Below are 25,549 nucleotides of genomic sequence, written 5' to 3'. Positions count from 1 at the left end.
GTGGCACCGGCGTCGGTGTGAGACAAACCACGCCGGGCACCGTTCTCGACGCGGGCCCGTCACGGTCCGCTCACCAGCCGGGATCGCCCTCGACCGGGATGTTGACCCAGCTCGGTTCGTTGGGATCCAGCACGAGATGCTGTGGGCGAAGGCCACTCTCGTTCAGCAGCGGGCGCAGCGGGATGCTGCTGGGGAAGTTGCTCGCGAAGATGTCGATGCGCAGCCGATGGCCAGGCTGGAGCACGCCGTCCGTGGCGAACAACCCGATGTCGAGCACGGTCGGCTGACCGGGGACGACGGGCTCGCGGCTCGCCAGGGTCAGGATCGGGTACGGATCGGTGTAGTCGCCGTTGGGGGAGCGGGTGGACGCTGCCTCATCCACCGCGCGCAGCGAGGCAGTGCGCTGTCCGGTCGTCCATACCGTCGAACGGCCGTCCGGCGCAACGTCGTTCAGTGTCACCGTCCAGTAGCCGTCGGTGGCGTCGAGCACGGTGTTCAGGTGGACGGCGAGCGGGCCGGAGATCTGGGTCGGCCGGTTCACCGGCGCCGTCGTGAAGGTCAGCGCGTTCACCTCGCTGATCCGCGCGTCTTCGGCGCAGATGTCGAGTGCCGAGACGATGCCCGCGGTGCCGTGCGCGGCGTCGCGTGAGCACAGGGTGGCGAGTCCGGGCGTGATCGTCAGCCGTGCGGGTCCGCCCGGCGCCGCGGTCAGGGAGCCGTCGCCCGCGGCGGTCGGTGCGGTGCCCGAGGGGGCCGCGTTCAGGTACAGCCGCCGGTACTCCATGCCGGGGCGCGGGAAGGACGGGCTGTCGCTCCATCCGCCGCCCTGCTGCCACGACGTCACCTGGTCGTAGCCGTCGATGCCGTTGTCGATTCCCTTGAGCCACTTGTCGAACCAGGCGCGCTGCAGCACGTCCAGCGACGGCGGCGCGCCGGGCAGGCCGAGGCCTGCGCCGGTGGTGATGTGGTAGGTGTCGCCCATCACCAGCTTCTTCTCGCTGTCGGGCACATCGATCGCGTTGTACACCCGGGGCGAGGAGTAGGTGAAGATGTCGTGCCAGCCGCCATAGATGAAGGTCGGCGTCTGGATCCGCTCCGGGTTACCGACCCACGCGGTCCGCAGATCGCTCTCGTCGTCGAGCACCGCAAGCATCTCCGGTGGGATCTGATCGATGCTTGGCGTGGCCAGCGCCGCGATGACGACGTTGAAGAAGGTGAACGGGTCACGGATGCGGTCGGCGAGCCAGGTCCAGTCGAACCGGCCGGTCAGCATGGACAGCACGTCGGGTAGCAACTTCGAGGCATTGACCGCGAGGAGCCATTCGGGGATGAAACCGATGCCGAGCGCGCCACCGGGCGCCGCGACGTCGCGGATCAGGTCGCTGCCCGGGACGACAGGGAAGATCGCTCGCAGCGCGGCGGGTCTGCGCTCGGCGGTGTGCAGCTGGTTGATGGCGGAGTAGGAGATTCCGCTCATCCCGATCCGTCCGTTCGACCACGGCTGGCTTGCCGCCCAGTCCACGACCTCGGCGCCGTCCTGCTGCTCGCGATGGCCGAACACCTGCCAAACACCTTGCGAGAAACCGGTTCCGCGCACATCGACGACGACCTGCGTGTAGCCGCTCTGGATCAGCTTGCGGTCCACGCCGAAGGTGCGGGCGGCGCCGCCGGGCAGTGCGCGCATCAGATCGCTGAGCCCGCCCATCCCGAAGGCCGAGAAGTCCAGATTGCGCAGCACATGCATCAACGGGTCCGCGAGCCCGGGAATCGCCAGCGCGGAATCGGCCAGGTTGGCAACGAGTTTCGTGTAGGGCGTCAGGTTGACGACCGTCGGCGTCGGCTCCTGGATCGGCTGACCCGTCGCGTCGGCGGGATGGTAGACGTTCGCCTTCAGCACCGTGCCGTCACTCATGGTGATCGGCACATCCCATTCGATGAAGACATTCGGATACTGGGGCGGCGCATTATGGGTGGCGACGAACTGGGCGTCGAGCCCGGCGCGCGTCGGCGTCGACTCGGCCGACGGCGCGGACACCAGCCCACCTGCCATCACGAGGAATACGGACAGTGCTGCGGCCGCCGCAGCGATCGGACCCCGACGTCTGATCATGCCTTGCAAACCCTCCCAATGAGGAACTACTCCGTTCCCATAAGTGACGCAACGGTAACCTACGCCACGAAATCACGCCAGCATGACCGGGCTCACATCACGCCCACGTACCGTTCGTCTCCCCGAACAAGATCGGTGGCGATTGTTCTCCCGACGATGCAGTGACACTCGATCGCTTTGCTGCGTACGGTGATTCACCGGCCCACGCTCAGTGGAGCGATCTCCTGGGCCGGGAAGGGTGCGGTGCGATGGTTGACGTTTCGGACCCGGGGCTTGTCGCCCGATGAGCCTCGACGCACTCGAAAACACATCAGCCGCACCGGTTTCCGCGCATCGAACTCTGCTGCTGCGCTGGACACGACGACTGACGACCCATCCCCGCGCGGTGATCGCGGTGTGGCTGGTCGTTCTGGCGCTGTGCGGTGCGGGCTACCCCGTGCTCGAATCGCGCGTGCAGGCACCGGATCTCACCGTGGACGGCGCGGAATCGGTCGAGGTGCAGCGTCTGATCGCCGAGCACTTTCCCGGTCTGCGGGCCGAACAGGCGCTGCTGGTCTTCGACTCCGACACCGCGAGTGTGGACACCGCCGGCTATCGCGCCCAGATCGAGCGGACCCGGCACGCCGTCGAATCGATCGACGGCGTCACGCTGCTCGCCGCTCCCGACAGTGCCCGACAACTGATCTCGGCCGACAATCGCTCCGCCTTGGCCGTTGTCGCCATCGAGGGCGACCAGTCCCACCGCGTCGCCGTCTCCGCCGACGTCCAGAGCGTGCTGTCCGCGCTGCCCGGTCGTGACGTGGTCCGCGTCGATCTCACCGGCTACACCGCGATCCAGAACGACGTGATCATCGCCGAACAAGCCGATGCGCTTCGTGCCGAATCACTCGGCATGCCAGTGGCTTTCGTGCTCCTGGTCCTCGCGCTAGGTGCGGTGGCCGCGGCGCTGCTGCCGATCCTTATGGCTGTCGCCGGTCTGCTGACGTGCACCGGTGTGCTCCTGATCGCCGACACCGTGACGTCCGTCGACCCGCTGATGCTGTCCATCGCCACCATGATCGGCCTCGGCGTCGGCATCGACTACGCCCTGTTCGTGGTGAGCAGGTTTCGCGAGGAGCTCGCGGCGCACGGGGTGACCTCCCGCTCCGACACCGACGCTATCCGCGCCGCCGTGACCACGACCATGGCCACCACGGGCGGCATGGTCTTGGCGTCGGGCTCGGTCGTCATCGTGTCGCTCGCGGCGCTGCTTGTGGTGCCCGCCGGCGTCTTTCGCGGCATCGTGCTCGGTGTCGGGGTGGCGGTGGCCGCGGCGATGCTCGCCGCCGTGACGCTGCTGCCCGCGGTCCTCACCGTGCTCGGACCCGCCGTGAACCGCTGGCGGGTGCGCGGCCGTGGCGTCGACTCCGACGACAGCGCCGCCGCCCGCCGGTGGACACGTCGGGTGATGCGCAGGCCGGTCGTCTTCGGCCTGGCCGCCGCGAGCCTGCTGGTCGTGGCCGCGCTGCCGCTGACCGGGCTGCGCACCGGCTTCGACCTGGGCATCGCGTCGCTGACCGACTATCCCTCCGGGATCGCTGCCCGCACGGTCGCGGAGAAATTCCCGTCCGGCATGCTCTCGCCGATGGAGTTCGTCGCCACCGGCTCCGACGGCGGGCCGCTGAACCCCGGCGGCGCGACTGTCGTGCGGAACTTCGCCGACGAACTGCGCGCCGACCCCCGCATCGCCGCCGTGCTGACGCAGTGGTCGGACGGCCGCGTCCACCTGACCGTCGTGACCCGCACGCTGATCGACTCGGCGGAGGGCTCGGACCTGGTCGCCGAACTCGACGGTCGAGCACGCTCCCTTGCCGCCTCGACCGATGACCTGCGGGTCAGCGTGGGCGGCGCGCCCGCCGGTCTGCTCGAGATCAGCGACGCGGTGCGCGGGGCCTATCTGCTTGCCGTCGTGATCACAGTGCTGTGCGCACTCGCGCTGCTACTGGTCGTCTTCCGCAGCGTCGCGGTGCCGGTCAAAGCCGTGGCGGTGAACCTGCTCGCCACAGCGGCCGCGCTCGGCATCACCGTCGCGGTGTTCCAATGGGGCTGGGGAGAAACGCTTTTCGACTTCGAGAGTCCCGGATTCGTCCAGGTCGTGATGCCGCTGATCGTGTTCGTAATCCTGTTCGGCCTGTCCATGGACTACGAGGTGTTCGTCATCCGCCGGATCAGGGAGAACTGGGATTCGGCCGTGGCACGCGGCGGGACCGATCCGGCCGCGGCCAACCGCGATGCGGTCGTCGACGGGATCGGCGCCACCGCCAAACCGGTCGCGGTGGCGGCGGCGATCATGGTGGTGGTGTTCGCCAGCTTCCTCACCGCGAGCACCCTGGAACTGAAACAGCTCGGGTTCGCGCTCGCGGTGGCGGTCCTGCTCGACGTGGTCGTCGTGCGACTGGTCCTGGTACCGGCCACCCTCCGGTTGCTCGGCCGCTGGAACTGGTGGCTGCCCGCCCCCCGATGGCGCAAGCGGATGTCGCGACCGAAGGCCACCTTCATCTCGCGAGACCGGCTGTAGGTGACCATCATTCACCTGACCGGCGCGTCCGGTGAAACCGACCGACGGTGACCTTCATCGGCATGGGCCGAGTGACGGTGGCCTTTGGTCGGGTCGCGTGTCCAGCCGGTGGGCGTCTCAATGCAAGCGGATGTCGAGTCTGCGGTAGAGCGGGACGAACGCGTTGAACCGGTAGCGGCGGCGGGTGATCTCCCAGGGGCGGCCCGCCGCGAGCAGCGTCTCCAGGAAGCGGGTCAGCTGCACGTGGGTGAGCGCGGCGCCGAGGCAGAAGTGCTTGCCGCCGCCGAACCACAGCTGCCGCGTCCGCGCCACGTAACCGAGATCCAGGTCGAATCTGCCGACGGAATTGTCGACGTACCAGGTCATCACCTTGACGCGGTCACCGGAGCGCAACAGCCTGCCACCGAGTTCGACATCGCCGATCACGCCGCGCCCGACGACCGGCATCGAGCTCGTCACCCGCAGACCCTCCCGGATCGCGTCGGGGATCAAGCCCGCGTCGGCCAGCAGCCGGTGCTGGTCGCCGGTGTCGTGCAGCAGCGCGACCAGCCGCCCGAGGGTGCTGGCGAGCGTGACGGTTCCGGCCACCACGAGTAGCACGGTGAATCCGCGGGTCTGCTCGAGTGTCAGCCCCAGGTCGCGGCAGCGTCCGATGACGGTGCCGGAGTCGGCCGAGTCGTAGACCTGCTCGACGTTCGCGCCGATCAGCGCCGCCAGCTCGCGGCCCTTGCGCTGGTTTCGTGCTGGAACGACGGTGGTGGCCCAATTGCCCTTGCCCAGGTCGGCCAGCCGCTCCATGGCCGCGAAGAGGTCCAGATACGGTGTGTCGGTGCTGGTTTCGCGCGGCAGACCGGCCACGTCGACCATCGTGCGCGCGGTGAACACCCGGCCGAATTCGGCGATGTCGACCGTCCGGCCCGCGGCCAGATCGGTGCGCAGACGCTCGAGTTGCGCGCCGGCCGCGCCCTCGACGAAGTGCTCGGAAGCAGGCCTGCTGAACAGATCGCCGAGACCGGCCCGCAGCCGTTGGTGCTCGGGGCCCTCGAAGCGTTCGGCGCCGAAGTCGCCGAGCATCTGCGACCACCAGTGTCCCGACGCGCCGTCTGTCGCGATGCTGAAATGCGCGCTGTCGCGGTGGACTTCGCGCGCGAGTTCCGGATCCGACACCACCCAGCCGAATTTCGGCACCTTGCGGATCGGGCGGGTGGCGGCCCCGAGCGGTGCGAGCAGCGCCAAGCCCGGCTGGGCGGCGGCGTGCAGGGCGAATTCGTGCCATTCGGCGGCACGCGGCAACGTCACGGTCATGCGGGGGCTCCGGTGATCGCGTCGGCGGTGAAGCGATCGCCGCTGAACTGGTCGACCACGAGGTGGGTGCACAGGATGGCCATCGCGGCCCATTCGGCCGTGACGCCGTCCCAGGTGCCGGGCCGGTCCACGGCGGTGCGCCAGATCCGTTCCGTCGCTTCGGGATCGAACAGCCCGTAGCGACGTGCGGCGTCGCGGGAGAGGTGGTCGGCGGCCAGCTGCGCACCCGGCCCGCTGAGATACCACGGGCCGATCGGCGTCATGAACGGCTTCTTGCGCCGCCGGACGATCCGCCTGGGCAGCAGATCGGCCATCGCCCGCTTGAGCACGTATTTCTCGGTGCCGAGCCGCAGCAGCATGCGCGGGTCGAGCTCGGCGCAGACGTCGAGGACGTCGCGGTCGAGGAACGGCACCCGCACCTCGAGGCCGTGCGCCATGCCGAGCCGATCGGAGATGGGCAGCACCCAGTGCGGCAGGCGGGTGTGGAACTCGAAGTGCATCTGCCGGTGCAGCGTGCTGTGCTCGGGCGGGCGCGGCAGTGCCGACGGCTCGGGCAGCTCGGCGAGCACGGCTGGCCGCGCGGTACCGGACAGCGCGCTCCACAGGTAGACCCACGGCGGCATCTGGCCGTACCGCTCGGTGTATCCCGCACTGCGAGCGGAGATCTCGACGAGGTGGCGGTCGATGCCGCTCGGCGCGCCGATCCATTTCGTCGCCTGCCGCCACACCAGCGGTCGCAGCGCGTCCAGCCGCAGGTCGGTCAATCGTGAACTCAGGCGCAGCAACCGGTAGAAGTCGTACCCGGCGAGCAGCTCGTCCGAGCCGTCCCCGCTCATCGCCACTTTGAGCCCTTGGTCTCGGGCGAGCGCGGTCAGGTCGAGGAAGGGGGAGGCGACGCCGCCGTACCAGAACGGAGATTCGAAGTGCCACATGCTCTTCGGCAGCAGTTCGCCGACGCGCGCACCGGTCGTCTCCGATTCCACGTTCGGCACGTCCAACGAGCGTGCGACGAGCCGCGACATCTCGGTCTCGTCGTGGATCGCGCCGGACAATCGCACACTGAGCGTGGTCAGCGGCGCGTCGCAGCGCCGGGCGGCGACGGCGGCGATGGCGGAGGAGTCGAGCCCGCCGCTGAGCGCGACGCCAGCGGCCACCTCGTCGGGGACCCGCTTGGCGACCGCGGCGGTGAACCGCTCGTCGAACGCCTCGATCGCCGCGCGTCCGGTGAGCAGCGGCGCGTCGGGATCCTCGCGCTGGAACACACGGAAGTAGCGCCTGCTCCGGACGCCCTCGGCGTCCGCGGTGAGGACGGTGCCCGGTTCCAGGTCGCGTACGTCGCGCCAGAACGTGCCCGGCGCGATCGTGTGGCCGTAGAACAGGCAGTCGCTGAGCCCTTGCGGGTCGATCTCCGGTGTACAGGCGCCGGAGGCGAAAATGCCCTTGATCTCCGACGCGAACGTCAGGCGGGTGCCGCGCAGGTGGTAGAAGAGCGGTTTGACCCCGACGCGATCGCGGGCCAGCGTCAGACGCCGCCGGACGCCATCCCAGATCGCGATGCCGAAGTCGCCGTCCAAGTGTTCGACGAACCCGTCCCCGTACTCCTCGTACAGGTGGGGGACGACCTCGGCGTCGCTGTCGCTGCGGAACCGGTGCCCGCGCGCCGCGAGAGCGCGGCGCAACGCCTTGTGGTTGTAGATCTCGCCGTTGAGCAGCACACGGACCGAGCCGCTCTCGTCGGCGGTCGGCTGCGCGCCGTGCCGGACGTCCACGATGGACAGGCGCTGGAAGCCCAGCGCGGCGTGCCGGTCGTGCCAGGTGGCATGGTCGTCGGGACCGCGGTGGCGCAGCACCGCGCACATCGCGGCGAGCGGGCCTGGGTCGACCGGCGCCGCGAAGTCGACGATGCCGCAGACCGCGCACATCTCAGGACTGCCCGACCGCGGTCGCGGGCGCGAGGACACCGTCCAGCTCGGCGAGGGCGGCGTCCACGGCGGCCGTCAGGTGCTCGATCGGCGGCAGCTTGTCGGCCGCGCCGAGCACACCGAGGAACAGCTCGTCGCGGTAACCGAAGCAGGTGAAGTTCAGCGAATTACCGTGCATCAGCAGCGATATCGGATACATCGCGTCGAGACGAGCGCCGTCCCAGAACAGCGTCTCCCGTGGGCCGGGGATATTGGAGATGCCCATCGGGTGCGAGGAGGGGGCCGACCGGATGCCGAGCAGCAGCGCGAAGACCCACGGGAAGGTGGTGGCCAGGCCGTATCCGATGACCGCGCCGGGCGACATCGCGCCCATGTGCCGCTTGGCGGCGTCGATCGCGTCCTTGACGGCGGCGAGGCGTCGCAGCGGATCCTCGACGTCGGTCGCCAGCGTCGTGAACATCAGCCCGGCGCGGGTGCCCGCCCGCTGGTCGCCGTCGCGCAAGTCGGTCGGCACACCGGCGGTGAGCGGGCGCTCGGGCAGTTCGGCGTGGTCGGTGAGGTAGTTGCGCAGCGCCGTGGCGACCAGATACAGCACCAGATCGTTGACGGTGCAGTCCGCGGCGCGCGCCAGTCGTTTGATCTCGCTCAGCCGGTAGCGGCGCAGCGAGAGGTCGCGCGCCCCGGTGATCGGACCGTCGAGGACCGACGGCGGCTGCCGGTAGGTCTGCTGCGCGGTCACCCGTCCCGCCTTGCGCCGCAGCGCATCCCGCGCCGCACCGGCGACTCCGGCAAGTACCGCGAAGAACCCGCGCACCGCCGTGAAAAGCGCGGCGATCCGGTTCGCGCGCGCCGCATCGTCGGGCTCGGGTCCGATGGTGAAGAAGGGCGGCAGGTCGCGCGCCTCGGCGTCGGGGGACAGTCCTCCGGTGATGACGCGCACCAGCGAAACACCGTCCAGCAGACTGTGATGCGCCTTCAACACCGCCGCGAAGCGGTCCGCCGACTGTCCTGTCACGAAGTGCAGCTCCCACGGCGGCTTGCCCAGGTCGAGCTGCTCGCGGTGGATGCGGGTCACGAGCTCGACCAGTTCGTCGCGGCCCGCGCCCGCCGGCAGCGACCACTGCCTGATGTGGTCGGCCGGGTCGATCTCGTCGACTTCCCGTACCAGGGCGAGGGATTCGGCGAGGCGGCCGCGTACCGGCGTCAGGTTCCACGGCGGCGGTGCGGTGAACGGGACCGCGTGCCGCGCCCGCCAGCGGCGCACGAATCGCTCGGCATCGCCGTCGGGACAGTGGAATTCCATCAGGAACGCCACGTGCATCGGCATTTCCGGCGACTCGAGCGACAACCAGGTCGCATCGGTGGCCGACAATCGCTTGATCGCCATACCCCTATCCTTCGAATTCTCGGTCGGCCGCCGGTCGTGGCGCGAGGTCGAGCCGCAGGCCCACCGGGATGACGGCGAAATGGAACCGGTCGTCGGGCGGCGGAACGCCATCCGGGATCCGGAAATCGAATGTGCGGCAGGCCATCGCGGCCACACTCTTGATCTCGAGCATTGCCAGGCCGCGCCCCGGGCAGAACCGCGGCCCCGACCCGAAGGGGATCGAGACGTCGGGGCGGTGCGCCCGGCCGTCGGCGCCGCGCAGCCACCGTTCGGGGTCGAACCGCTCCGGATCGGCGAAGTTCTCCTCCCGCAGGCCCGGATACCGCACGTCGACCAACACCCAGGTGCCCGCGGGCAGCGCGATATCGCGCAGCACGGTGTCGTGCACCGCCTCCATGAGCAGCAGCGGGGTGGTGGGTTGCAGCCGCATGGACTCGGCGACAACGGCTTCCAGGTACGGCTGCCGCTCCAGCGTCGACGGTATCCTGGCGATCTCCTCCCGGATGCGTTCCTGCGCTCCGGGTTCGGAGGCCAAATGGTAGAGCAGCCATGCCGTGGCGTTGCTCGTGGTGTCCTGTCCGGCGATCAGGATCGTCAGCGCCTCGGCGAACAGCTCGTCGTCGGTGAACGATTCCCCGCCGTCGTTGGCCAGCAGGAACGCTTCGATGAAATTCGTCGGCTGCTCCGGCACCGCGGTGCGCGCGCGGGCGATGACCGCGTTCACCTCGGCGCGCAGCGCGTCGAGCGCCCGGTCCAGCGCGTGGTCGGCGGGCAGCTTGACGTAGCGCCAGTACGGGAACGGAATGTTCAAGCGGCGGTTGATCATCGGGAAGACGTGGTCCAGGTGCTGCTGGATGACGTCGCCGGACTGCTCGAGGGTGTTGATGTCGTAATCGAAGGTCAGCTTGGCGGTCACGTCCACGGTGTAGCGGGTGAGGTCGGCGCGCACGTCCTCGGGCGGGGACGCCAGCCAGCGCCGCCGTAGCCGCTCGGTGATCTGCTCCAGCGTGGTGTGGAACCGGGTGAGATGGGCGGCGTTGAACGCGGGCATGGCCAGTCGCCTGCGTCGCCGCCACGCCTCGCCCTCGGAGGAGAACAGTCCGTTGGAGCCCATCTCGCTCATGATCGATTCGATCGACGACTGTCGCCGGTAGGTTCCCGGGCGCTGCCGCAGGACCTCCTTGCCGATCTCGGGATCGCCGACCACGACCAGCCGCCTGCCCGGCATGCTCAGCCGGTAGACGGGACCGTATTCCGCGCACCAGCTGTCGAGTTGCCGGTGCAGTCGCGTCGGGGTGAGTTGCGGGAGATTGCCCAGCACCGGCCAGCCGTCTGGGCCGGGCAGATCGAGCAGCGACATCGGCGCGCGGGGCGGGACGGACACCGGCCCGAGCCTAATCACGAATCGGGCGCTCGACGCAATCGAAAACGAGAATTCATCACGGGAGACGATGTTCGCGCCGATCTTTTGTCGCGAAGTAGCAAGCGGCACAGATGGATTGGTGATCCCCCTCACTGACCGGCGCCGCAAGTGGACTGCTGTCGAGATCTGGTCGTAGTGTCGCAATCATCCGGTCGAGCCCGGGTTTCTTTGGCCCCCTTGCTTTATCAGCGCCGTGTCATTCCATTTTCCGTGGGAGCCGCGGCCATCGGAGGAAATCTCGTATGAATCGCTCTCGAATACGTGCGCTCGGGGCCGCTCTCCCCGCCGGAGAATTCACCACGAACGAAGTGCTCGACCGCATGTCGAGCGGCGGCGAGTTCGACGTCGAACGCATTACCGGTATCGCACACCGGCATATGGTCGACCGCACCGAGGAGGACACCCTGACCTTGGGCGTCGCCGCGGCGCTCGACTGCCTGGCGGACTCCGGATACGATCCCGCCGATCTGGATGTGATCATCTGCGGCGGCACCACCGTGCACGACGGATTCCGCATGGTGTTCGAGCCGTCGGCGGCGGGGGAGATCGCCCGGCGCATCGGCGCTGTCAATGCCACCGGCTACGACGTCGCCAATGCGTGCGGCGGCACCATGACCGGTATCTACCTGTTGGACAACTTGATTCGCGCCGGGCTGGTCCGAAACGGCATGGTGGTGACGCCCGAGGTCATCTCGCCGGTCACCGAGGGCGCGCTCGCCGAGGCGGTGGACGCGCGCGACCCGCAGTTCGCGGCGCTGACCCTGGCCGACGCGGCCGTCGCTGTGGTGCTCGACCGCGCCGTCGACGACGCCGAGGCCGTCCACTACATCGACATGATCACCTGCGCGGAATACTCCGGCCTGTGCATCGCCAAACCCAGCGACAGCACCGAGAACATGATCATGCTGACCGACAACCTCACCATGCAGGCCGCGCCGCGGCGCGAGACCTGGGCGAAATTCCATCGCGACGTGCTCGCGAAGAAGGGCACGTCGTTCGCCGAGGAGAATTTCGATTACATCGTCTTCCATCAGCTCGGTGTCGGGTTCACCGAGAAACTGGCGGAGTCGGGCAGCAAGATCCACGGCGCACCCATGCCGCCGCGGCTCGCGTGCGTCGAGAAGTACGGAAATACCGGGGCGAGTACACATTTCCTGGTGCTGCACGACTACCTGTCGCGCGGCCTGATTCCGGCGGGTTCGAAGATCTGTTTCGTACCGACCGCGTCGGGAATGGTGTTCGGGGTGTTGTCGGCGACCATCGGTGAGTTGGTGAAGTAGATCGTGGTGACCATTCTGCGGAATTCGGCGGTGAGCGTGGATCCGGCGCTCGGCTCGATCGACCACGCGGTCGCGGCGGCACGGAAATGCCTCGCCGGGGCAGGTCTTTCGGCGACGGACGTGGACGTGCTGATGAACGTCGGTGTGTATCGGGACGCCAACATCGTGGAGCCGTCCAACGCCGCGCTGATTCAGCGCGAGCTCGGCATGCACCTCGACTACGAATCCGGTTCCTCCCGGCCCGGCTTCTCCCTCGACCTGCGCAACGGCGCCTGCGGCGTGCTGAACGCGCTCCAGGCCGCGAATGCGTTGCTGGCCAATGGCACTGCCGAGCATGTCCTCATCGTCGGCAGCGACGCCCACCCAGGCGGCCGGGCGGACGCGGCCGCCTTCCCCTACGCCACCGTGGGCGGTGCCTTCCTGGTGACCAAAGGCATCGACGAAACGACGGGACTCGGCGCGGTGCACTTGCAGCCCGCACCGCGGCCGGACGGCGCGCACCCCGGCGTCGCGGGCTACCTCGACCTGAAGTCGATGGGCCGCGACGGCGCCCGCACGATCACCGTCGACGTCGCCGACGATTTCGCCGAGCGGGTCCTGGGTGTCGCGCGCACCGCGGTGCGGAACTACCTCGCGAATCACCCTGAAACAGCGTCTGATTCGACGGTACTGGTCACCAACAATCCCGTACCGGACTTCGCGGAGACGCTGGCGGCCGACTTCGGCTTCACGCGACACCACCAGGCCGATACCGGGTCGCGGAACGCGGGAAGCTCCGGTCTCATCATCGCCTACCACCAGCTGATGCGGTCCGGCGCCGTGCGTGCGGGCGACCAACTGCTGCTCGTCGCGGGCGGATCGGGACCGACGGCGGGCTGTGTCGGCTACCGGGTGCCCGGCGGCGGTGCCGGGTGACGCGCGCGATCGGCTACGACGACCCGAGTGCCCTGCTCGAGCGCCGGATCACGGAACGGGCCGACGAGCCCGCCATCAGCTATCCGACCCGCGCCGGTGCGGCGAAGGCCGAGCGCGGCGCCGACCTGCGGTTCGCGACCATGACCTACGCCGAGCTGGGGCGGTGCGTCCACTCCTATGCCACGGGCTTCGAGAGGATCGGAATCACCAAGGGCGTCAGGGTCATTGTGCTCGTACGTCCGGATCCGGATCTGTTCGCGGTGCTGTTCGCGCTGTTCCGGGTCGGCGCGGTACCGGTGGTGGTGGATCCCGGCATGGGCGTGCGCCGCATGCTGCACTGCTTCCGCAGCGTCGGCGCGGAGGCCTTCATCGGGATCCCCGAAGCGCATGCGGTGCGGCTGGCCGCGCTGCGCACCTTCGGATCGATCCGGGTGCACGTCACGGCGGGGCGGTCGTTCTGGGGCGGTCACAGCTTGTCCGATCTGCGCGACGAGCCGGAAACCCCGGCGGCCGAACACGATCCGGACGACCTATTCATGATCGCGTTCACCACCGGAAGCACTGGACCGGCCAAGGGCGTCGAGTTCACCAGGTCGGGTTTCGCCGCCGCACTCGATGTCGTCACCGAACTGCACGGCCGCCCAACCGGTTTCGTCTCGCTCACCTCGGTGCCCCTGTTCGGGCTCTTCGATCTGCTGCAAGGCGCGCACGTCGTGCTCGGTCCGGTCGACCCGGTGCGCGTGTCGAAGGCGAATCCGGCGCTGCTCACCGACGTGGCGCGGTCCTTCGGCGCCACCGACCTCACGGCCTCGCCCGCCCTACTGGTCAGGCTCGGCGAGCATTTCGCCGAGACCGGCGAGAGCCTGCCCGACATCGCGCGGATCATCTCCATGGGCGCACCGGCGAATCTGGTGGCCCTGGAACGTATTCGAGCCGCGCTCGGCGAGGACGCGAAAGTCTTCACCACCTACGGCGCGACCGAGGCGCTGCCGCTGACCACCTTGGAATGGTCCGAGCTGGACCGGACCCGCGCCGCGACCGCCGAGGGCGCGGGCGTGTGCGTCGGCCGCCCGCTGCCGGAGGACCGCGGCGCGACCCTGGTCCGGATCATCGGCGTCACCGACGAGCCCATCGCCGACTGGCGCGAGGACCTCGTCCTGCCCGCCGGGCGGATCGGCGAGATCGTCGCGAGCGGACCGCAGATCAGCCGCGCCTACCACCGCAATGCCGCCGCCGACGCGCGGCACAAGATCGACGAGCGACTGCCCGACGGCAGTATCCGGCGCTGGCACCGCACGGGCGACTTGGCGCGCGTGGACGAATCGGGCCGACTGTGGTTCTGCGGGCGGGTCTCCCAGCGCGTGCGGACCGCGAGCGGTGACATGTACACCGTCCGATGCGAGCAGATCTTCAACACCCACCCGGACGTCGCCAGGACCGCACTGGTCGGCGTCGGAGCGCCGGGTGAACAGATCCCGGTGCTGTGCTTCGAGCCCGCCGCGGACCTCACGCCCGCTGAGCTGACCAGGGTGCGGCGCGAACTGTGGACCCTCGCGCAGCGCAAGCCGGAGACGAGTCGCATCCGAATCTTTCTGCCGCACAGCGAGTTTCCCGTCGACATCCGGCACAACGCGAAGATCGGGCGGGAGCGGCTCGCGCAATGGGCCGCAGATCGGCTCGGCTTCCCGCGAACGAAAGGAACGGACCGATGAAGGTTCTCGTCACCGGCGCGACCGGATTCCTCGGCAGCCACATCGTCGATGCCGCCACCGGCGCGGGCGACGAGGTGCGGGCACTGGTCCGCGCGGGCAGTGACCTCGGCTACCTGTCCGGCGTGCCGGATCTCGAGACCACCGTCGGGGATCTCGGCGACCTGGACTCGCTGCGGGCGGCCTGCCGCGACGTGGACGTCGTGTATCACAGCGCGGGGCTGGTGTCGGAAGTCGGTGCGCGAGAACAGTTCTGGCGAGCGAACGTCGAGGGCACGCGCAACCTGATCGCGGCCGCACGCGATGCGGGGGTTTCGCGGTTCGTGTACGTCAGCAGTCCGTCGGTGGCCACTTCCTACGAGACCGACCGCTTCGGCATCGACGAGTCCGAGCCCTATGTCGACGCGCCCAAGAGCCTCTATGTCGCGACCAAAGTGGTGGCCGAGCAGTATGTGCTCGCTGCCGACTCGCCCGGCTTCACCACGTGCGCGTTGCGTCCGAGGATGATCTGGGGTCCGCGCTCGGCAGGATGGATGAGCCTGCTGCTGCGCAAGCTGAAAAGCGGTCGGCTGCCGGACCTTTCGGGTGGTCGCCCCGTCATGGCGTCGATCACCTACTGCGAGCACGCGGCGGCGGCCTCTCTGCAAGCCGCACGTTCTCCCTCGGTCGCCGGAAACGCCTATTTCCTGGCCGATCCCGAGGACATAAACCTGTGGGAGTTCGTCCGCGACCTCGCCGTCGCACTCGACCTGACCCCGCCGACCCGCACCGTGCCCGGCCCCGTATTGGACGCGGCGATCGCCGTCTTCGACACCATTTGGCGGATACCCGCCGTCAAGGAGCGGTGGGCGCCGCCGCTGTCGAGCTGGACCACGGCGGCGCTGACCGTCTCCAGCACCTACGACACCTCGGCTGCCCGTAAGGATTTCGACTACAACCCCACCGTCTCCCGGGACGAGGGCCTCGCGCGCTACGTCGAGTGGGTGCGCTCCGTCGGCGGCGTCGACGCCGTGCTCGCCCGCGGCTGAACGGATTACGTCGAATCGAAGGTTGGTCTCGTGACATCACTGCTGTCCACCGTGCGGGGACGCCGCGCGGGCGTCCGGTCCACGGTGCCCACCGCGCCCGGCGCGCTGCCGTTCCTTGGACATTGGCACCGTTTCGGCAGCACACCGCACCGGTTCCTGTCGACACTGTCGGCCCACGGGCCGGTGGTGCGCATCGGAATCCCCGGCTACGACACGTATGTCGTCACCGAACCGGAGCTGATCAGGGAGGCGTTCACCGGGCTGTCGGATCAGGGCTCGATGATCGAACGGGCCGAACTGCTGCTCGGTGACGGTGTCACCGTCGTTTCCGGTGCGACACATCGGCGTTCGCGCAGGCTGATCGCGCCCGCGTTCGCCAAGGCGCGTATCGCCCAGTACGCCACCGTGATGACGGCGATGGGTCGGGCGCGGGCCGACCAGTGGCGCGACGGCGCGATGCTCGCGGTGAACGAGGAGATGCACGACCTCGCGCTGCGCACCGTGGCGGGCGCGCTGTTCTCCGGTGAACTCGGCGAGATCACCGCGCGGCGCGTGCACCGGCTGTTGCCCGAGGTCATGACGCTGCTCGCGCGCCGCGTCACCCGGCCCGCGTGGCTGGACCGGCTGCCAACCCGCGGCAACCGCCGCTTCCTCGCGCTGGTCGACGAGCTGAAGGACGCCACCGCCGATATCATCGCGGCCTACCGCGCGGACTTGGCCGCCGACCCGGCGCTCGACCACGGCGACCTGCTCGACACGTTGATCCGGGCCCGCGACGAGGACGGCGCGCCGCTGACCGACAAGCACGTGCACGACGAACTGGTGAACTTCCTGGTCGGCGGCACCGAGGCCATCGGAATGACCGCCACGTGGCTGCTCTACGAACTGGCGCGCAATCCGGAGGTCGAGCGCGCCCTGCACGCCGAACTCGACGAGGTGCTCGGCGGGCGACCCGCCGAATTCGCCGACCTGCCCCGGCTGGACCTGACCAAGCGGCTCGTGCTGGAGACGCTGCGCCGCTACTCGCCGTGGCTCACCGTGCGGCACGTGCCCGCCGATTACGAGCTCGGCGGGCACCCGCTGCCCGAGGGAGCGATGCTGTTCGTCTGCCCGATCGCGGTGCATCGCGACCCGCGGGTGCACGCCGACCCCGACCGGTTCGACCCCGATCGCTGGCTGCCCGAGGCGACGGCGGGGATGTCGCGCGGGGCGCACATCCCGTTCGGTATGGGCGCGCGGCAGTGCCCCGGCAACGTGTTCGCGCTGACCCAGGTGGCGTTGCAGATCGCCACCCTCTGCGGGCGCTGGCGGCTGCGGCTTGAGCCCGGATTCACGGCGCGCGAGACCGTCATCGGCGCGCTGGTTCATCCGGAGCGGCTGCCGATGCGGGTCGAGGCTCGTCGCGATACGGGCGCGGATCGGAAGGATGTCCGATGAGCGAGATCTGTGAAGTCGCCGTGATCGGTTCCGGTTTCAGCGGGCTCGGCGTGGCGATCAACCTGAAGCGTTGCGGCATCGAGGATTTCGTGATTCTCGAACGCGCGGAGTCGGTCGGCGGGACGTGGCGCGACAATGTGTATCCGGGATGCGCCGTCGACGTGCCGTCGGTTCTGTACTCGTACTCTTTCTATCCCGGCGACTGGTCGCGGCTGTTCGCGACCCAACCCGAACTGCGCGCCTACACCGAATCCGTGGTCGACGCTTTCGATCTGCGCCGCCACGTGCGGGTGAACAGCGAGGTCGTCGGTGCCGAGTTCGACGAGAACGAGCACCGGTGGCGGGTGCGGTTGGCCGACGGGCGCGTGATCAGCGCGCGCACCGTCGTCATGGGGTACTTCTCGCTGCACGTGCCGTTCGTGCCGGACATTCCCGGCCGGGAACTGTTCCAGGGTATCCAGATGCACTCCGGCTCTTGGGATTCCAATTTTCGGCCGGAAGGGAAGCGGGTCGCCGTCGTCGGCTCGGGCGCGAGCGCCGTGCAGATCGTGCCCGCCCTGGCGCGCGCCGGTGCGCACGTGGTGTCGTTCCAGCGCAGTCCGGCGTGGGTGCTGCCGCGCGGGGATCGCGCGATCGCCGGACCGCTGCGGACGGTGCTGCGCAAGTTCCCGCCCGCGCGACTCGCGTTGCGCGGCATGGTGTTCGCGCTGCTGGAGTCGGTGCACTTGGCGGAGTTCCATCCCCGCTTGCTGCCGGTCTTCGAGCAGGTCTGCCTGCGCGCACTGCGCAAGCAGGTGCCCGATCCGCGCACCAGGGAGAAGTTGCGGCCGGACTACCGGTTCGGGTGCAAGCGGCCGATGGTTTCCGACGAGTACTACGCGGCGTTCGCCCGCGACGATGTCGACTTGGTGACGGAGAAGATCGTCGATCTCACTGGGTCCGGCGTGCGCACCGCCGACGGTGTCGTGCACGAGGTCGACGCGATCGTGTGGGCCACCGGCTTTCACATCCAGGACTCGATCCCGCGCTTCCCCGACTTCCGCACGCCCGCCTTCTCGCTGCGAGACAGCTACGAGCGCAACGGTTTCGCCGCCTACCGCGGCATCGCCTTCGCCGGTCTGCCGAACCTGTTCTGCGTCACCGGACCCAACACCGCGCTGCCGCACACCTCCCAGTTCCAGGCCATCGAACCCACCACCCGCCTCATCGCCCGCACCATCGCCCACATGCGCGAGCGCGCCGTCACCCGCTACACACCGACCGACGCCGCCCAGAACCGCTTCGTGGACCACTGTCGCCGTGTCCTCGCCGACCGCGTCTGGACCACCGGCGGCTGCACCAGCTACTTCGTCACCCCCACGGGCACCAACACCCTCACCTGGCCGGGAAGCACCCGCAGCGTCCGCCGCGACCGCCGCCACATCCGCCCCGAGGACTGGGACCGCCGCCCGGCCGCCAGCGAATCGCTCACGCCCTGAATCGGATTCGACTCGGCGGTCAGTGGTCAGTGCTCAGCGATCGGCGACGAAAGCGTCGAGCAGGCTGCGGTAGACGTCGGCGAAACGCTTGCGCGCGTTCTGTTGTTCGGCGGTCAGGCCGTCGGTCGAGTCGGGCCCGTACACGATCAGGTGGAGGTTCTGGCCCGGCGGTTCGGGCATCACGTCGATGATCTGACTCCCGTCGCCCGCGGCGGGCATGCCGAGGTCGACGGTGGACAGCGCCGTGATCTCGGCCAGGGCGGCATCGATCACCTCGCGCCGGACCGTGCCGTCGACCTGGCGCGGGGGAGTGTTCGGATTCCGTTCGGGCGCAATGGCATCCGGCTGGTGGACGGCACGGCCGTCGGCGTGGACCTGGAGCAGCGGACGCAGATCGATCCGTTCCTGCCAGCCGCGGGGCATCGTCGTCAGGGTGAGCAGCGCGACGTCCGACCTGGCGGGCGCCGGCGCGACCGGGTCTGCCACGGCGACGACCGAGCCGGTCGCGAACAGCATCGCGAGGACAACCAGGGTCGACAACGTTCTCCGCATGAACTTCCCATCTCGGCAGCGTCGGGTGATCGCCTCGACCGGGAAGCGAGCGCAGACCCGCTCCGGCGCAGCGGCTTCGGACGCCGATGAGCGTAGCGCCGATGCGGCGTCGATGCGGGTCTATGGCGTGCGCCGGTTGGCTGCGGATGAGTCGAACCGACACACGCTGATGGTGTGTCCCGAGGTACCGGCCGCTACGCCGGTCGATGCCGCGCGGTCGGCGGCTCGCTGTGGTACCGCGGCCGGGGCAGCAATCGTCCGTCTCGCACCGCGGCCGCGAGCGCCGACGGGACGGCCACCGCTCGGGACAGTCGGTTGAACGGTGAGACGGCCCGGAGGGTGCGCGACGCGCCCGCTACCTGTCGGCGTGTCCGGGAAGCTGTCTCCGCGCGACGCGGAGACCCTTTCGTCTGCGCGGGCGCGGTGCCCGCGAGACCTGGCGTCTTCCCGATCGCGAACGCATTCGCCGAGCGGGACTCGGTCGCGCCGCCGCGACCCGTTCGCGACCGGGTGATCGTTCTGGAATGCGCTCGATGCGATTGCGCGTTCACCGCGGGCAGACGATCGTGGAATCGCCGTCCGATCGGGTACGGCGCTCGCCTTCGGGCGGGCTCGCCGTACCTGTGGTGCGTGCCGTCGCGTCGCCGGTCGCCACTGATCACCAGTTCACGGTAGATCGTCGGCGGGTACGCGAACAAGCATCTCGCACGGCATTCGCCCTGATCACCCCGTGTGATCGCGATCAGCGGCTCAGCGCAGCGCGGGCGGGTTGTCCAAGTCGGGTGCGGAGTAGGTGTCGCAGGCCCGCACCAGGCCGGTGCGGTAGCCCGTGAGGAACCACTTCTGCCGCTGGTCGGACGACCCGTGCGTCCACGCCTCCGGATTGACCCGACCCTGCGCCGCACGCTGGATCCGGTCGTCGCCGACCGCGGAGGCCGCCGAGAGGGCGTCGTTGATATCGGTGTCGGACAACCTTTGCAGGAACGGCCGGTCGCCGCCGGGTGCGGGCGTCTTGTCCGCGTAGTGGGCCCAGATTCCCGCGTAGCAGTCGGCCTGGAGTTCGGTGCGCACCGCGCCCGACTCCGGTCCGCGCGGGTCGCGCTGGGCGCGGCCGATGTCACCGAGCTGGTTCTGGATGTGGTGGCCGATCTCGTGCGCGACCACGTACTCCTGGGCCAGCGGACCGCCGCTGGAACCGAAGCGGTCGGTCAGCTCCTGGAAGAAGCGGACGTCGAAGTAGGCGGTCTGATCGGCGGGGCAATAGAAAGGGCCGACCGCGCTGGTGGCGTTGCCGCAGCCGGTGGCGACCGCGCCGGAGAACAGCACCAGCTCCGGCTCCACGTAGCGTTCGCCCGTCTGCTTGGGCAGTTCGCTCGCCCAGACCGCGTCCAAGCTCTGCGCGGTGAGCACGACCCGGCAGTCGACGTACTTGTTGGCGTCGGCGCCGGTCTTGCAGTGCTCCGGGGTGCCCGCCGTGCCCGGCTGGGTTTGCTGGGTGTCCTGGGCGCCGGTGAACTGGCCGAGGACGGAGCCGGGGTCACCGCCGAGCAGCAGCGTGATCACCAGCAGGATCAGACCACCCGCGCCGCCGCCGAGCGCGAGTTTGCCGCCCATGCCAGGTCCGCCGGAAGAGGCTCGGTCCGGGTCGATCTGCAGCCCTTCGTTGAACGTCATCATCGTCCTTAGTGGCGTTTTGTCCGGTTGGCGGGCGACCTGCTCGCTACAGCTTGACACGGCCGCGCGGATATCGGTTTCCCCTCGACGAACGTGTCTAACTACGATGGCAACCGCATCCGGCGACACCCCGCCGGTGCCGGAGTCGTCGAAAGGAATCCCGTGCTGCGCACCCACTTGGCTGGTTCGCTGCGAAGCGAGCACGCCGGTCAGACCGTCACCCTCACCGGATGGGTGGCCCGGCGGCGCGACCACGGTGGCGTGATCTTCATCGATCTGCGCGATGCGTCGGGTGTGGCGCAGGTGGTTTTCCGCGAAGGCGAGGCCGCCGAGCAGGCGCACCGGCTGCGCGCGGAGTACTGCGTGCTGATCACCGGCGTGGTCGAGCAGCGCCCGGACGGCAACGAGAACCCCGACCTGCCGACCGGCCAGATCGAGGTCAACGTGAGCAAGCTGGAGGTGCTCAACGAGAGCGCCCCGCTGCCGTTCCAGCTCGACGAGCAGCCCGGTGACGAGGCCCGCCTGAAGTACCGCTACCTCGACCTGCGCCGCGAAGGGCCCGGCCACGCCATCCGGCTGCGCTCGAAGGTCAACGCCGCCGCCCGCGCGGTGCTGGCCCACCACGAGTTCATCGAGGTCGAGACCCCGACGATGACCCGCTCGACCCCCGAGGGCGCCCGCGACTTCCTGGTGCCCGCGCGGCTGCAGCCGGGCAACTTCTACGCGCTGCCGCAGAGCCCGCAGCTGTTCAAGCAGCTGCTCATGGTCGGCGGTATCGAGCGCTACTACCAGATCGCGCGCTGCTACCGCGACGAGGACTTCCGCGCCGACCGTCAGCCCGAGTTCACCCAGCTCGACATCGAGATGAGCTTCGTGCGCCAGGAGGACGTGATCCTGCTGGCCGAGGAGATCCTGGTCGCGCTGTGGAAGCTGATCGGCCACGAGATCCCGACCCCGATCCCGCACATGACCTACGCCGAGGCCATGCGCCGCTTCGGCTCGGACAAGCCGGACCTGCGTTTCGGCGTCGAGATCACCGAGTGCACCGAGTACTTCAAGGACACGCCGTTCCGGGTGTTCCAGGCGCCCTACGTCGGCGCGGTCGTGATGCCGGGCGGAGCGAACCAGCCGCGGCGCCAGCTCGACGCCTGGCAGGAGTGGGCCAAGCAGCGCGGGGCCAAGGGTCTGGCCTACGTGCTGGTGAACGAGGACGGCACGCTCGGCGGTCCGGTCGCCAAGAACCTCAGCGACGCCGAGCGCGAAGGGCTGGCCAAGCACGTCGGCGCGGTCCCCGGCGACTGCGTGTTCTTCGCAGCGGGCGCGGCGAAGGCCCAGCGCGCGCTGCTCGGCGCGGCGCGCGGCGAGATCGCGCGCAAGGTCGGACTGATCGACGAGAACGCCTGGTCGTTCGTGTGGATCGTGGACGCGCCGCTGTTCGAGTCCACCGCCGACGCCACCGCGAGTGGCGATGTGGCGCTTGGCCATTCGGCGTGGACCGCGGTGCACCACGCGTTCACCTCGCCCAAGCCCGAGTCGATGGACACCTTCGACACCGACCCCGATTCGGCGCTCGCCTACGCCTACGACATCGTCTGCAACGGCAACGAGATCGGCGGCGGCTCGATCCGTATCCACCGCCGCGACGTGCAGGAGCGGGTGTTCAAGGTAATGGGCATCAGCCACGACGAGGCGCAGGAGAAGTTCGGCTTCCTGCTCGACGCCTTCGCCTACGGCGCTCCGCCGCACGGCGGCATCGCCTTCGGCTGGGACCGCATCACCGCCCTGCTTGCCGGTCTGGACTCCATCCGCGAGGTCATCGCCTTCCCGAAGACCGGCGGCGGCGTCGACCCGCTGACCGACGCGCCCGCGCCGATCACCGCGCAGCAGCGCAAGGAAGCGGGCTTGGACGTCAAGCCGGAGCAGGAAAAGGTCGAGATCAAGCTCGAGGTCACCGAGCCGTAGGCCGAGCTACGGCCAGCCGACGCGCCGTCCGCACGGAGTCACTCTCCGAGCGGGCGGCGCGTTCGCGTCGAGGGGTTTGCCTGTTCTCGACGCGCCCAGGCCCCACCAGCCACAGGCCAAGGGAATCGTTGGCTGCCACACATGCTCCGTACGCCTCACACAGTCGCTGGCTATGTGAGGCGTACAGAAGGTGTGTGGAACGGAAGCTTCACCCGTGAACCGGCCAGCGGTCGGTGGCGATTCGGTTCCGGTTAGACCGGGGCGATGCGTCCGCCCGTGAGGGTGCGGTAGGCGTAGGTGACCGCGAGGATCGAGATCGGGCCCGCGACGAGCAGTCCGATGCCGCACAGCAGCAGGCCGAGGAAGGTGATCACCGCGACGGACAGGGCGAGCAGCACCACCGGCCAGACGTTCTTGACCACCAGGTTGGCACTGGCCTTGATAGCGTCGAACGGGCCGAGATCCTGATCGACCACGAAGTGCAGCGCGAACATGCACAGCACACCGGCGATCAGTCCGGGTAATACGCACAGCGCCAGACCGATCCAGGTGCCGAGGAACGCGAGCAGGGCGGTCAGCAAGACGTTGCCCGCGTTGACGAACTTGAAGTACGAACCGAAAGCCGGTTTGGCGCCGTCGGTTTCGTACAGCGCTCCGCGCACCATCGCGGCCTGCAACAACCACAGCGCCGCCATCACCGCGAGGAAGAGCAGCACAAGCGGTAGCAGCGAATTCGGCTCGAACGTCTGGACTATCAACACGAAGATCAGATAGATGATGACGCCCAGTGCTGTAATTCCTAGCCATGACGCAGGATTCGACCGGAACTTTTCCAGCCCATAACTGATCGCGTGGCCGACGTCGAGACCGGTCGGCGCCCCCACTTGATAACCGTAGATCGGTTGTCCCGGTACCGCTCCCGTCGGCGCCGCACCGGGCGGCATCGTACCCGGTTGCTGCGCCGCGTATTCCTGCTGCGTCCCGTACTCGTGCGGTGCACCGTACGGCTGCTGCGCTCCGTACTGCGGCGCGTCCGGCGACACGCCCGGCCCCGTGCCCGCGGGCCCGTACGCAGGCTGCGCGGCGACCGCGGGTGGCGGCTCCACCGGCTCGGCGCCGTACTGTGCCGCGCCCGGCCCCTCGAACTGCGGATACCCCGCTCCACCAGGCATTTCATGGCGCGAGTGGCCCGCGCCGGACGGCGGCGCGGACGGGTCGCTACTCTCGTGCTGCCCAGGGTGAGCCACGAACCGCTCGCTTACACCGCCCTGCTGGGGTGTGCCGCCTGCGGGATCCTTGGGTGCGGAGGACGGTGTGTCGGTCAATGTCGGAGACCTTTCGACGCAACTGGTTTGCGATGTGGCGCACAGCAGTTCACGATGAGAAAACCGGACGCGTGCAATGGTGTCAAGCGAGCACGGCTTTCGTCCGCGACCACGACACGAGACACGCCGAGCGAAGCGGAAAGGTTGCGTAACCGCTCGCTAGAAGTGACCCCATGCGAGTAGCTTGAGAGGCGATGACCGCACTATTGGCCGAACGCGCCGCCGAAGTCGTGTCCGCAGCACAGCAGTTGCTCACAAAGCGAATGGGTGCTCCGGTGAAGCTGAGCGATCCGATGGAACTCAGCGGTAGTGGTAGGACGACAGTCCTACGTGTGCGTGTTGCCGAGAACTCGTTCTCGCTACCCCGGACGCTGATCGTCAAGCAGGTGCGCGGAGCCGCTCAGGACCGCCGCACCGGAGGCTTGGCCCCCGGCGTCGCGAGCATCGATTCGGCGTTCCTCCGGGAAGCCGTCTCCTACCAGTTCACCACCGCGCTCAGCCGCGAGCAGCGGCCAGGCGCGTACCTGATCGCGCACAGCCTGCCCGACCGCCTGCTCATCCTGTCCGATCTCGGCGAGAACGCCAGGATGACCGCGGTGCTGCAGTCCGGCGCCGAGCCCGCCACCCGCAACGCGCTGATGGCCTTCGCTCAGGCGCTGGGCCGGATGCACGCGGCGACCGTGGGGCGCGAGGCCGATTTCGTCGCGCTGCTGCGCCGCGTCGAGGTGGTGCACCGCGTCGACGGCATCGCCCAGCAGGCCGAGTCCGCGATCTCCGAGGTGCCCGGGATGTTGCAGCGTGAGCTCGGCATCGAGGTGCCCGGCGAGATCGCCGAGCGCATCGTGCGCGGCAACCGGCTGTTCTCGGCCGGGCGGTTTCGCGCGTTCAGCCCGTCGGACCTGTGCCCGGACAACGTCATCCTCAACCAGGAGGGCGCCAGGTTCCTGGACTACGAGTGGGGCGGCTTCCGCGACGCCACCCTCGACATCGCCTACGCGCTGGTCTCCTTCCCCGGCTGCCTGTGCGATTTCGAGCTGTCCAGGGATCGCGCAAGGCAGATGGTGGAGGCTTGGCGTTCGGAGGTCGTCGGGGTGTTCCCGGCGCTCGCCGACGACGAGGTGCTCGCCGAACGCATCCTGGAGGCACGCCTCATCTGGGTGTGGCTCACCACCTACTGGTTCCTGCCCGCCGACCACACCCGCATCGCGGCCGCGCGCGAGCACGGACTGTCGGTGCCGCGCTCGGCGGCGCTGATCAACCGCTGGGCCGCGCTCGCCGAGGACGCGCGCTGCACCGGCGACGACGTGATCGGCGACTTCGCCGACGAGGTGTCGGCGATGCTGGAAGAGCGCTGGTCGGAGTAGTCGCCGGGCGAACTCAGCGCACACCCGGCGTCGGCGGCGCAGCGCCAGGCATGTCCGACGCAGAGCCGAGCGTCGCAGCGCCGCCGTAGCAGAACGGTCGGCGCAGCGATCAGCGTCGGCT

General features: G+C 69.1%; 17 protein-coding genes. 9 read left to right on the top strand and 8 right to left on the bottom strand.

The genetic code is table 11. From position 1 onward, the window contains the following. Positions 1-70: 70 nt before the first annotated feature. Positions 71-2,110 (bottom strand): CocE/NonD family hydrolase, encoded by a 2,040-nt coding sequence (locus tag CRP45_RS29680; protein WP_097247982.1) that lies wholly within the window; start codon positions 2,108-2,110, stop codon positions 71-73. Positions 2,111-2,393: 283 nt separating this feature from the next. Here CRP45_RS29680 and CRP45_RS29675 point away from each other — a divergent pair, with 283 nt between their 5' ends. Further along, positions 2,394-4,667: an MMPL family transporter gene (locus tag CRP45_RS29675; RefSeq protein ID WP_097247981.1), complete on the top strand. Its 2,274-nt coding sequence runs from the start codon at positions 2,394-2,396 to the stop codon at positions 4,665-4,667. Positions 4,668-4,784: 117 nt separating this feature from the next. On the opposite strand, the gene CRP45_RS29670 is transcribed toward CRP45_RS29675, so the two are convergent. From CRP45_RS29670 to CRP45_RS29655, 4 genes are read right to left on the bottom strand one after another with little or no spacing between them, the layout of a single operon-like run. Beyond that, positions 4,785-5,972: a cytochrome P450 gene (locus tag CRP45_RS29670; RefSeq protein ID WP_097247980.1), complete on the bottom strand. Its 1,188-nt coding sequence runs from the start codon at positions 5,970-5,972 to the stop codon at positions 4,785-4,787. Beyond that, positions 5,969-7,894, bottom strand: a complete 1,926-nt coding sequence (gene asnB / locus CRP45_RS29665) for an asparagine synthase (glutamine-hydrolyzing) (protein WP_097247979.1) — start codon at positions 7,892-7,894, stop codon at positions 5,969-5,971. Before asnB ends, CRP45_RS29670 begins: the two co-directional genes overlap by 4 nt. A 1-nt stretch (position 7,895) precedes the next feature. Further along, complete coding sequence (locus CRP45_RS29660; protein ID WP_179831059.1) at positions 7,896-9,281, bottom strand: wax ester/triacylglycerol synthase family O-acyltransferase; 1,386 nt, start codon at positions 9,279-9,281, stop codon at positions 7,896-7,898. A gap of 4 nt (positions 9,282-9,285) precedes the next feature. Continuing rightward, on the bottom strand, positions 9,286-10,665 hold the full coding sequence (locus CRP45_RS29655; RefSeq protein WP_097247977.1) for a cytochrome P450: 1,380 nt from the start codon (positions 10,663-10,665) through the stop codon (positions 9,286-9,288). 281 nt (positions 10,666-10,946) lie between these two features. On the opposite strand from CRP45_RS29655, the gene CRP45_RS29650 reads away from it, so the two are divergent. Genes CRP45_RS29650 through CRP45_RS29625 form a run of 6 tightly spaced genes read left to right on the top strand, consistent with a single transcriptional unit; the run spans position 10,947 to position 18,551 of the window. Further along, on the top strand, positions 10,947-11,984 hold the full coding sequence (locus CRP45_RS29650; RefSeq protein WP_067780025.1) for a 3-oxoacyl-ACP synthase III family protein: 1,038 nt from the start codon (positions 10,947-10,949) through the stop codon (positions 11,982-11,984). 6 nt (positions 11,985-11,990) lie between these two features. Continuing rightward, entirely contained in the window at positions 11,991-12,899 is a 909-nt protein-coding gene (locus tag CRP45_RS29645; RefSeq protein WP_143861573.1) for a beta-ketoacyl-[acyl-carrier-protein] synthase family protein, read from the top strand. Further along, the gene (locus tag CRP45_RS29640; protein ID WP_179831058.1) at positions 12,896-14,611 is read left to right on the top strand and encodes a fatty acid CoA ligase family protein; all 1,716 of its coding nucleotides are present in this window, start codon (positions 12,896-12,898) and stop codon (positions 14,609-14,611) included. The genes CRP45_RS29645 and CRP45_RS29640 overlap by 4 nt, the downstream gene beginning before the upstream one ends. After that, positions 14,608-15,636 (top strand): NAD-dependent epimerase/dehydratase family protein, encoded by a 1,029-nt coding sequence (locus CRP45_RS29635; RefSeq protein ID WP_097247974.1) that lies wholly within the window; start codon positions 14,608-14,610, stop codon positions 15,634-15,636. The genes CRP45_RS29640 and CRP45_RS29635 overlap by 4 nt, the downstream gene beginning before the upstream one ends. A 30-nt stretch (positions 15,637-15,666) precedes the next feature. Further along, complete coding sequence (locus CRP45_RS29630) at positions 15,667-17,073, top strand: cytochrome P450 (protein ID WP_097247973.1); 1,407 nt, start codon at positions 15,667-15,669, stop codon at positions 17,071-17,073. Then, positions 17,070-18,551 (top strand): flavin-containing monooxygenase, encoded by a 1,482-nt coding sequence (locus CRP45_RS29625; protein WP_097247972.1) that lies wholly within the window; start codon positions 17,070-17,072, stop codon positions 18,549-18,551. The genes CRP45_RS29630 and CRP45_RS29625 overlap by 4 nt, the downstream gene beginning before the upstream one ends. A gap of 33 nt (positions 18,552-18,584) precedes the next feature. On the opposite strand, the gene CRP45_RS29620 is transcribed toward CRP45_RS29625, so the two are convergent. Then, positions 18,585-19,103 carry a hypothetical protein gene (locus CRP45_RS29620; protein WP_097247971.1) on the bottom strand — a complete coding sequence of 173 codons (519 nt, stop codon included), beginning with the start codon at positions 19,101-19,103 and terminating at the stop codon, positions 18,585-18,587. Between the two features lie 750 nt (positions 19,104-19,853). Beyond that, positions 19,854-20,777 (bottom strand): KPN_02809 family neutral zinc metallopeptidase, encoded by a 924-nt coding sequence (gene ypfJ / locus CRP45_RS29610; RefSeq protein ID WP_097248122.1) that lies wholly within the window; start codon positions 20,775-20,777, stop codon positions 19,854-19,856. Between the two features lie 162 nt (positions 20,778-20,939). Here ypfJ and aspS point away from each other — a divergent pair, with 162 nt between their 5' ends. Beyond that, a complete protein-coding gene (gene aspS / locus CRP45_RS29605; protein WP_097247969.1) occupies positions 20,940-22,739 on the top strand; it encodes an aspartate--tRNA ligase in 1,800 nt (599 codons plus the stop codon). A gap of 251 nt (positions 22,740-22,990) precedes the next feature. Here aspS and CRP45_RS29600 read toward each other — a convergent pair whose 3' ends face one another. Further along, positions 22,991-23,911, bottom strand: a complete 921-nt coding sequence (locus CRP45_RS29600) for a DUF2189 domain-containing protein (protein WP_245910573.1) — start codon at positions 23,909-23,911, stop codon at positions 22,991-22,993. 347 nt (positions 23,912-24,258) lie between these two features. Between CRP45_RS29600 and CRP45_RS29595 the strand changes: the two genes are divergently transcribed. After that, positions 24,259-25,428, top strand: coding sequence for a phosphotransferase family protein (locus CRP45_RS29595; protein WP_067780207.1), 1,170 nt, complete (start codon positions 24,259-24,261; stop codon positions 25,426-25,428). Positions 25,429-25,549 lie beyond the last annotated feature (121 nt).

Origin of the sequence: Nocardia amikacinitolerans (assembly GCF_900215415.1) — a bacterium.
GTDB lineage: Bacteria > Actinomycetota > Actinomycetes > Mycobacteriales > Mycobacteriaceae > Nocardia > Nocardia amikacinitolerans.
This window is presented reverse-complemented; position numbering and strand designations above follow the sequence as displayed.

What these genes read in the sequence shown, in the direction of transcription:
- CRP45_RS29680 (WP_097247982.1), bottom strand. Translation starts at nt 2,110, where the DNA reads ATGATCAGACGTCGGGGTCCGATCGCTGCGGCGGCCGCAGCACTGTCC.
- CRP45_RS29675 (WP_097247981.1), top strand. Translation starts at nt 2,394, where the DNA reads ATGAGCCTCGACGCACTCGAAAACACATCAGCCGCACCGGTTTCCGCG.
- CRP45_RS29670 (WP_097247980.1), bottom strand. Translation starts at nt 5,972, where the DNA reads ATGACCGTGACGTTGCCGCGTGCCGCCGAATGGCACGAATTCGCCCTG.
- asnB (WP_097247979.1), bottom strand. Translation starts at nt 7,894, where the DNA reads ATGTGCGCGGTCTGCGGCATCGTCGACTTCGCGGCGCCGGTCGACCCA.
- CRP45_RS29660 (WP_179831059.1), bottom strand. Translation starts at nt 9,281, where the DNA reads ATGGCGATCAAGCGATTGTCGGCCACCGATGCGACCTGGTTGTCGCTC.
- CRP45_RS29650 (WP_067780025.1), top strand. Translation starts at nt 10,947, where the DNA reads ATGAATCGCTCTCGAATACGTGCGCTCGGGGCCGCTCTCCCCGCCGGA.
- CRP45_RS29635 (WP_097247974.1), top strand. Translation starts at nt 14,608, where the DNA reads ATGAAGGTTCTCGTCACCGGCGCGACCGGATTCCTCGGCAGCCACATC.
- CRP45_RS29625 (WP_097247972.1), top strand. Translation starts at nt 17,070, where the DNA reads ATGAGCGAGATCTGTGAAGTCGCCGTGATCGGTTCCGGTTTCAGCGGG.
- CRP45_RS29620 (WP_097247971.1), bottom strand. Translation starts at nt 19,103, where the DNA reads ATGCGGAGAACGTTGTCGACCCTGGTTGTCCTCGCGATGCTGTTCGCG.
- ypfJ (WP_097248122.1), bottom strand. Translation starts at nt 20,777, where the DNA reads ATGACGTTCAACGAAGGGCTGCAGATCGACCCGGACCGAGCCTCTTCC.
- CRP45_RS29600 (WP_245910573.1), bottom strand. Translation starts at nt 23,911, where the DNA reads ATGCCTGGTGGAGCGGGGTATCCGCAGTTCGAGGGGCCGGGCGCGGCA.
- CRP45_RS29595 (WP_067780207.1), top strand. Translation starts at nt 24,259, where the DNA reads ATGACCGCACTATTGGCCGAACGCGCCGCCGAAGTCGTGTCCGCAGCA.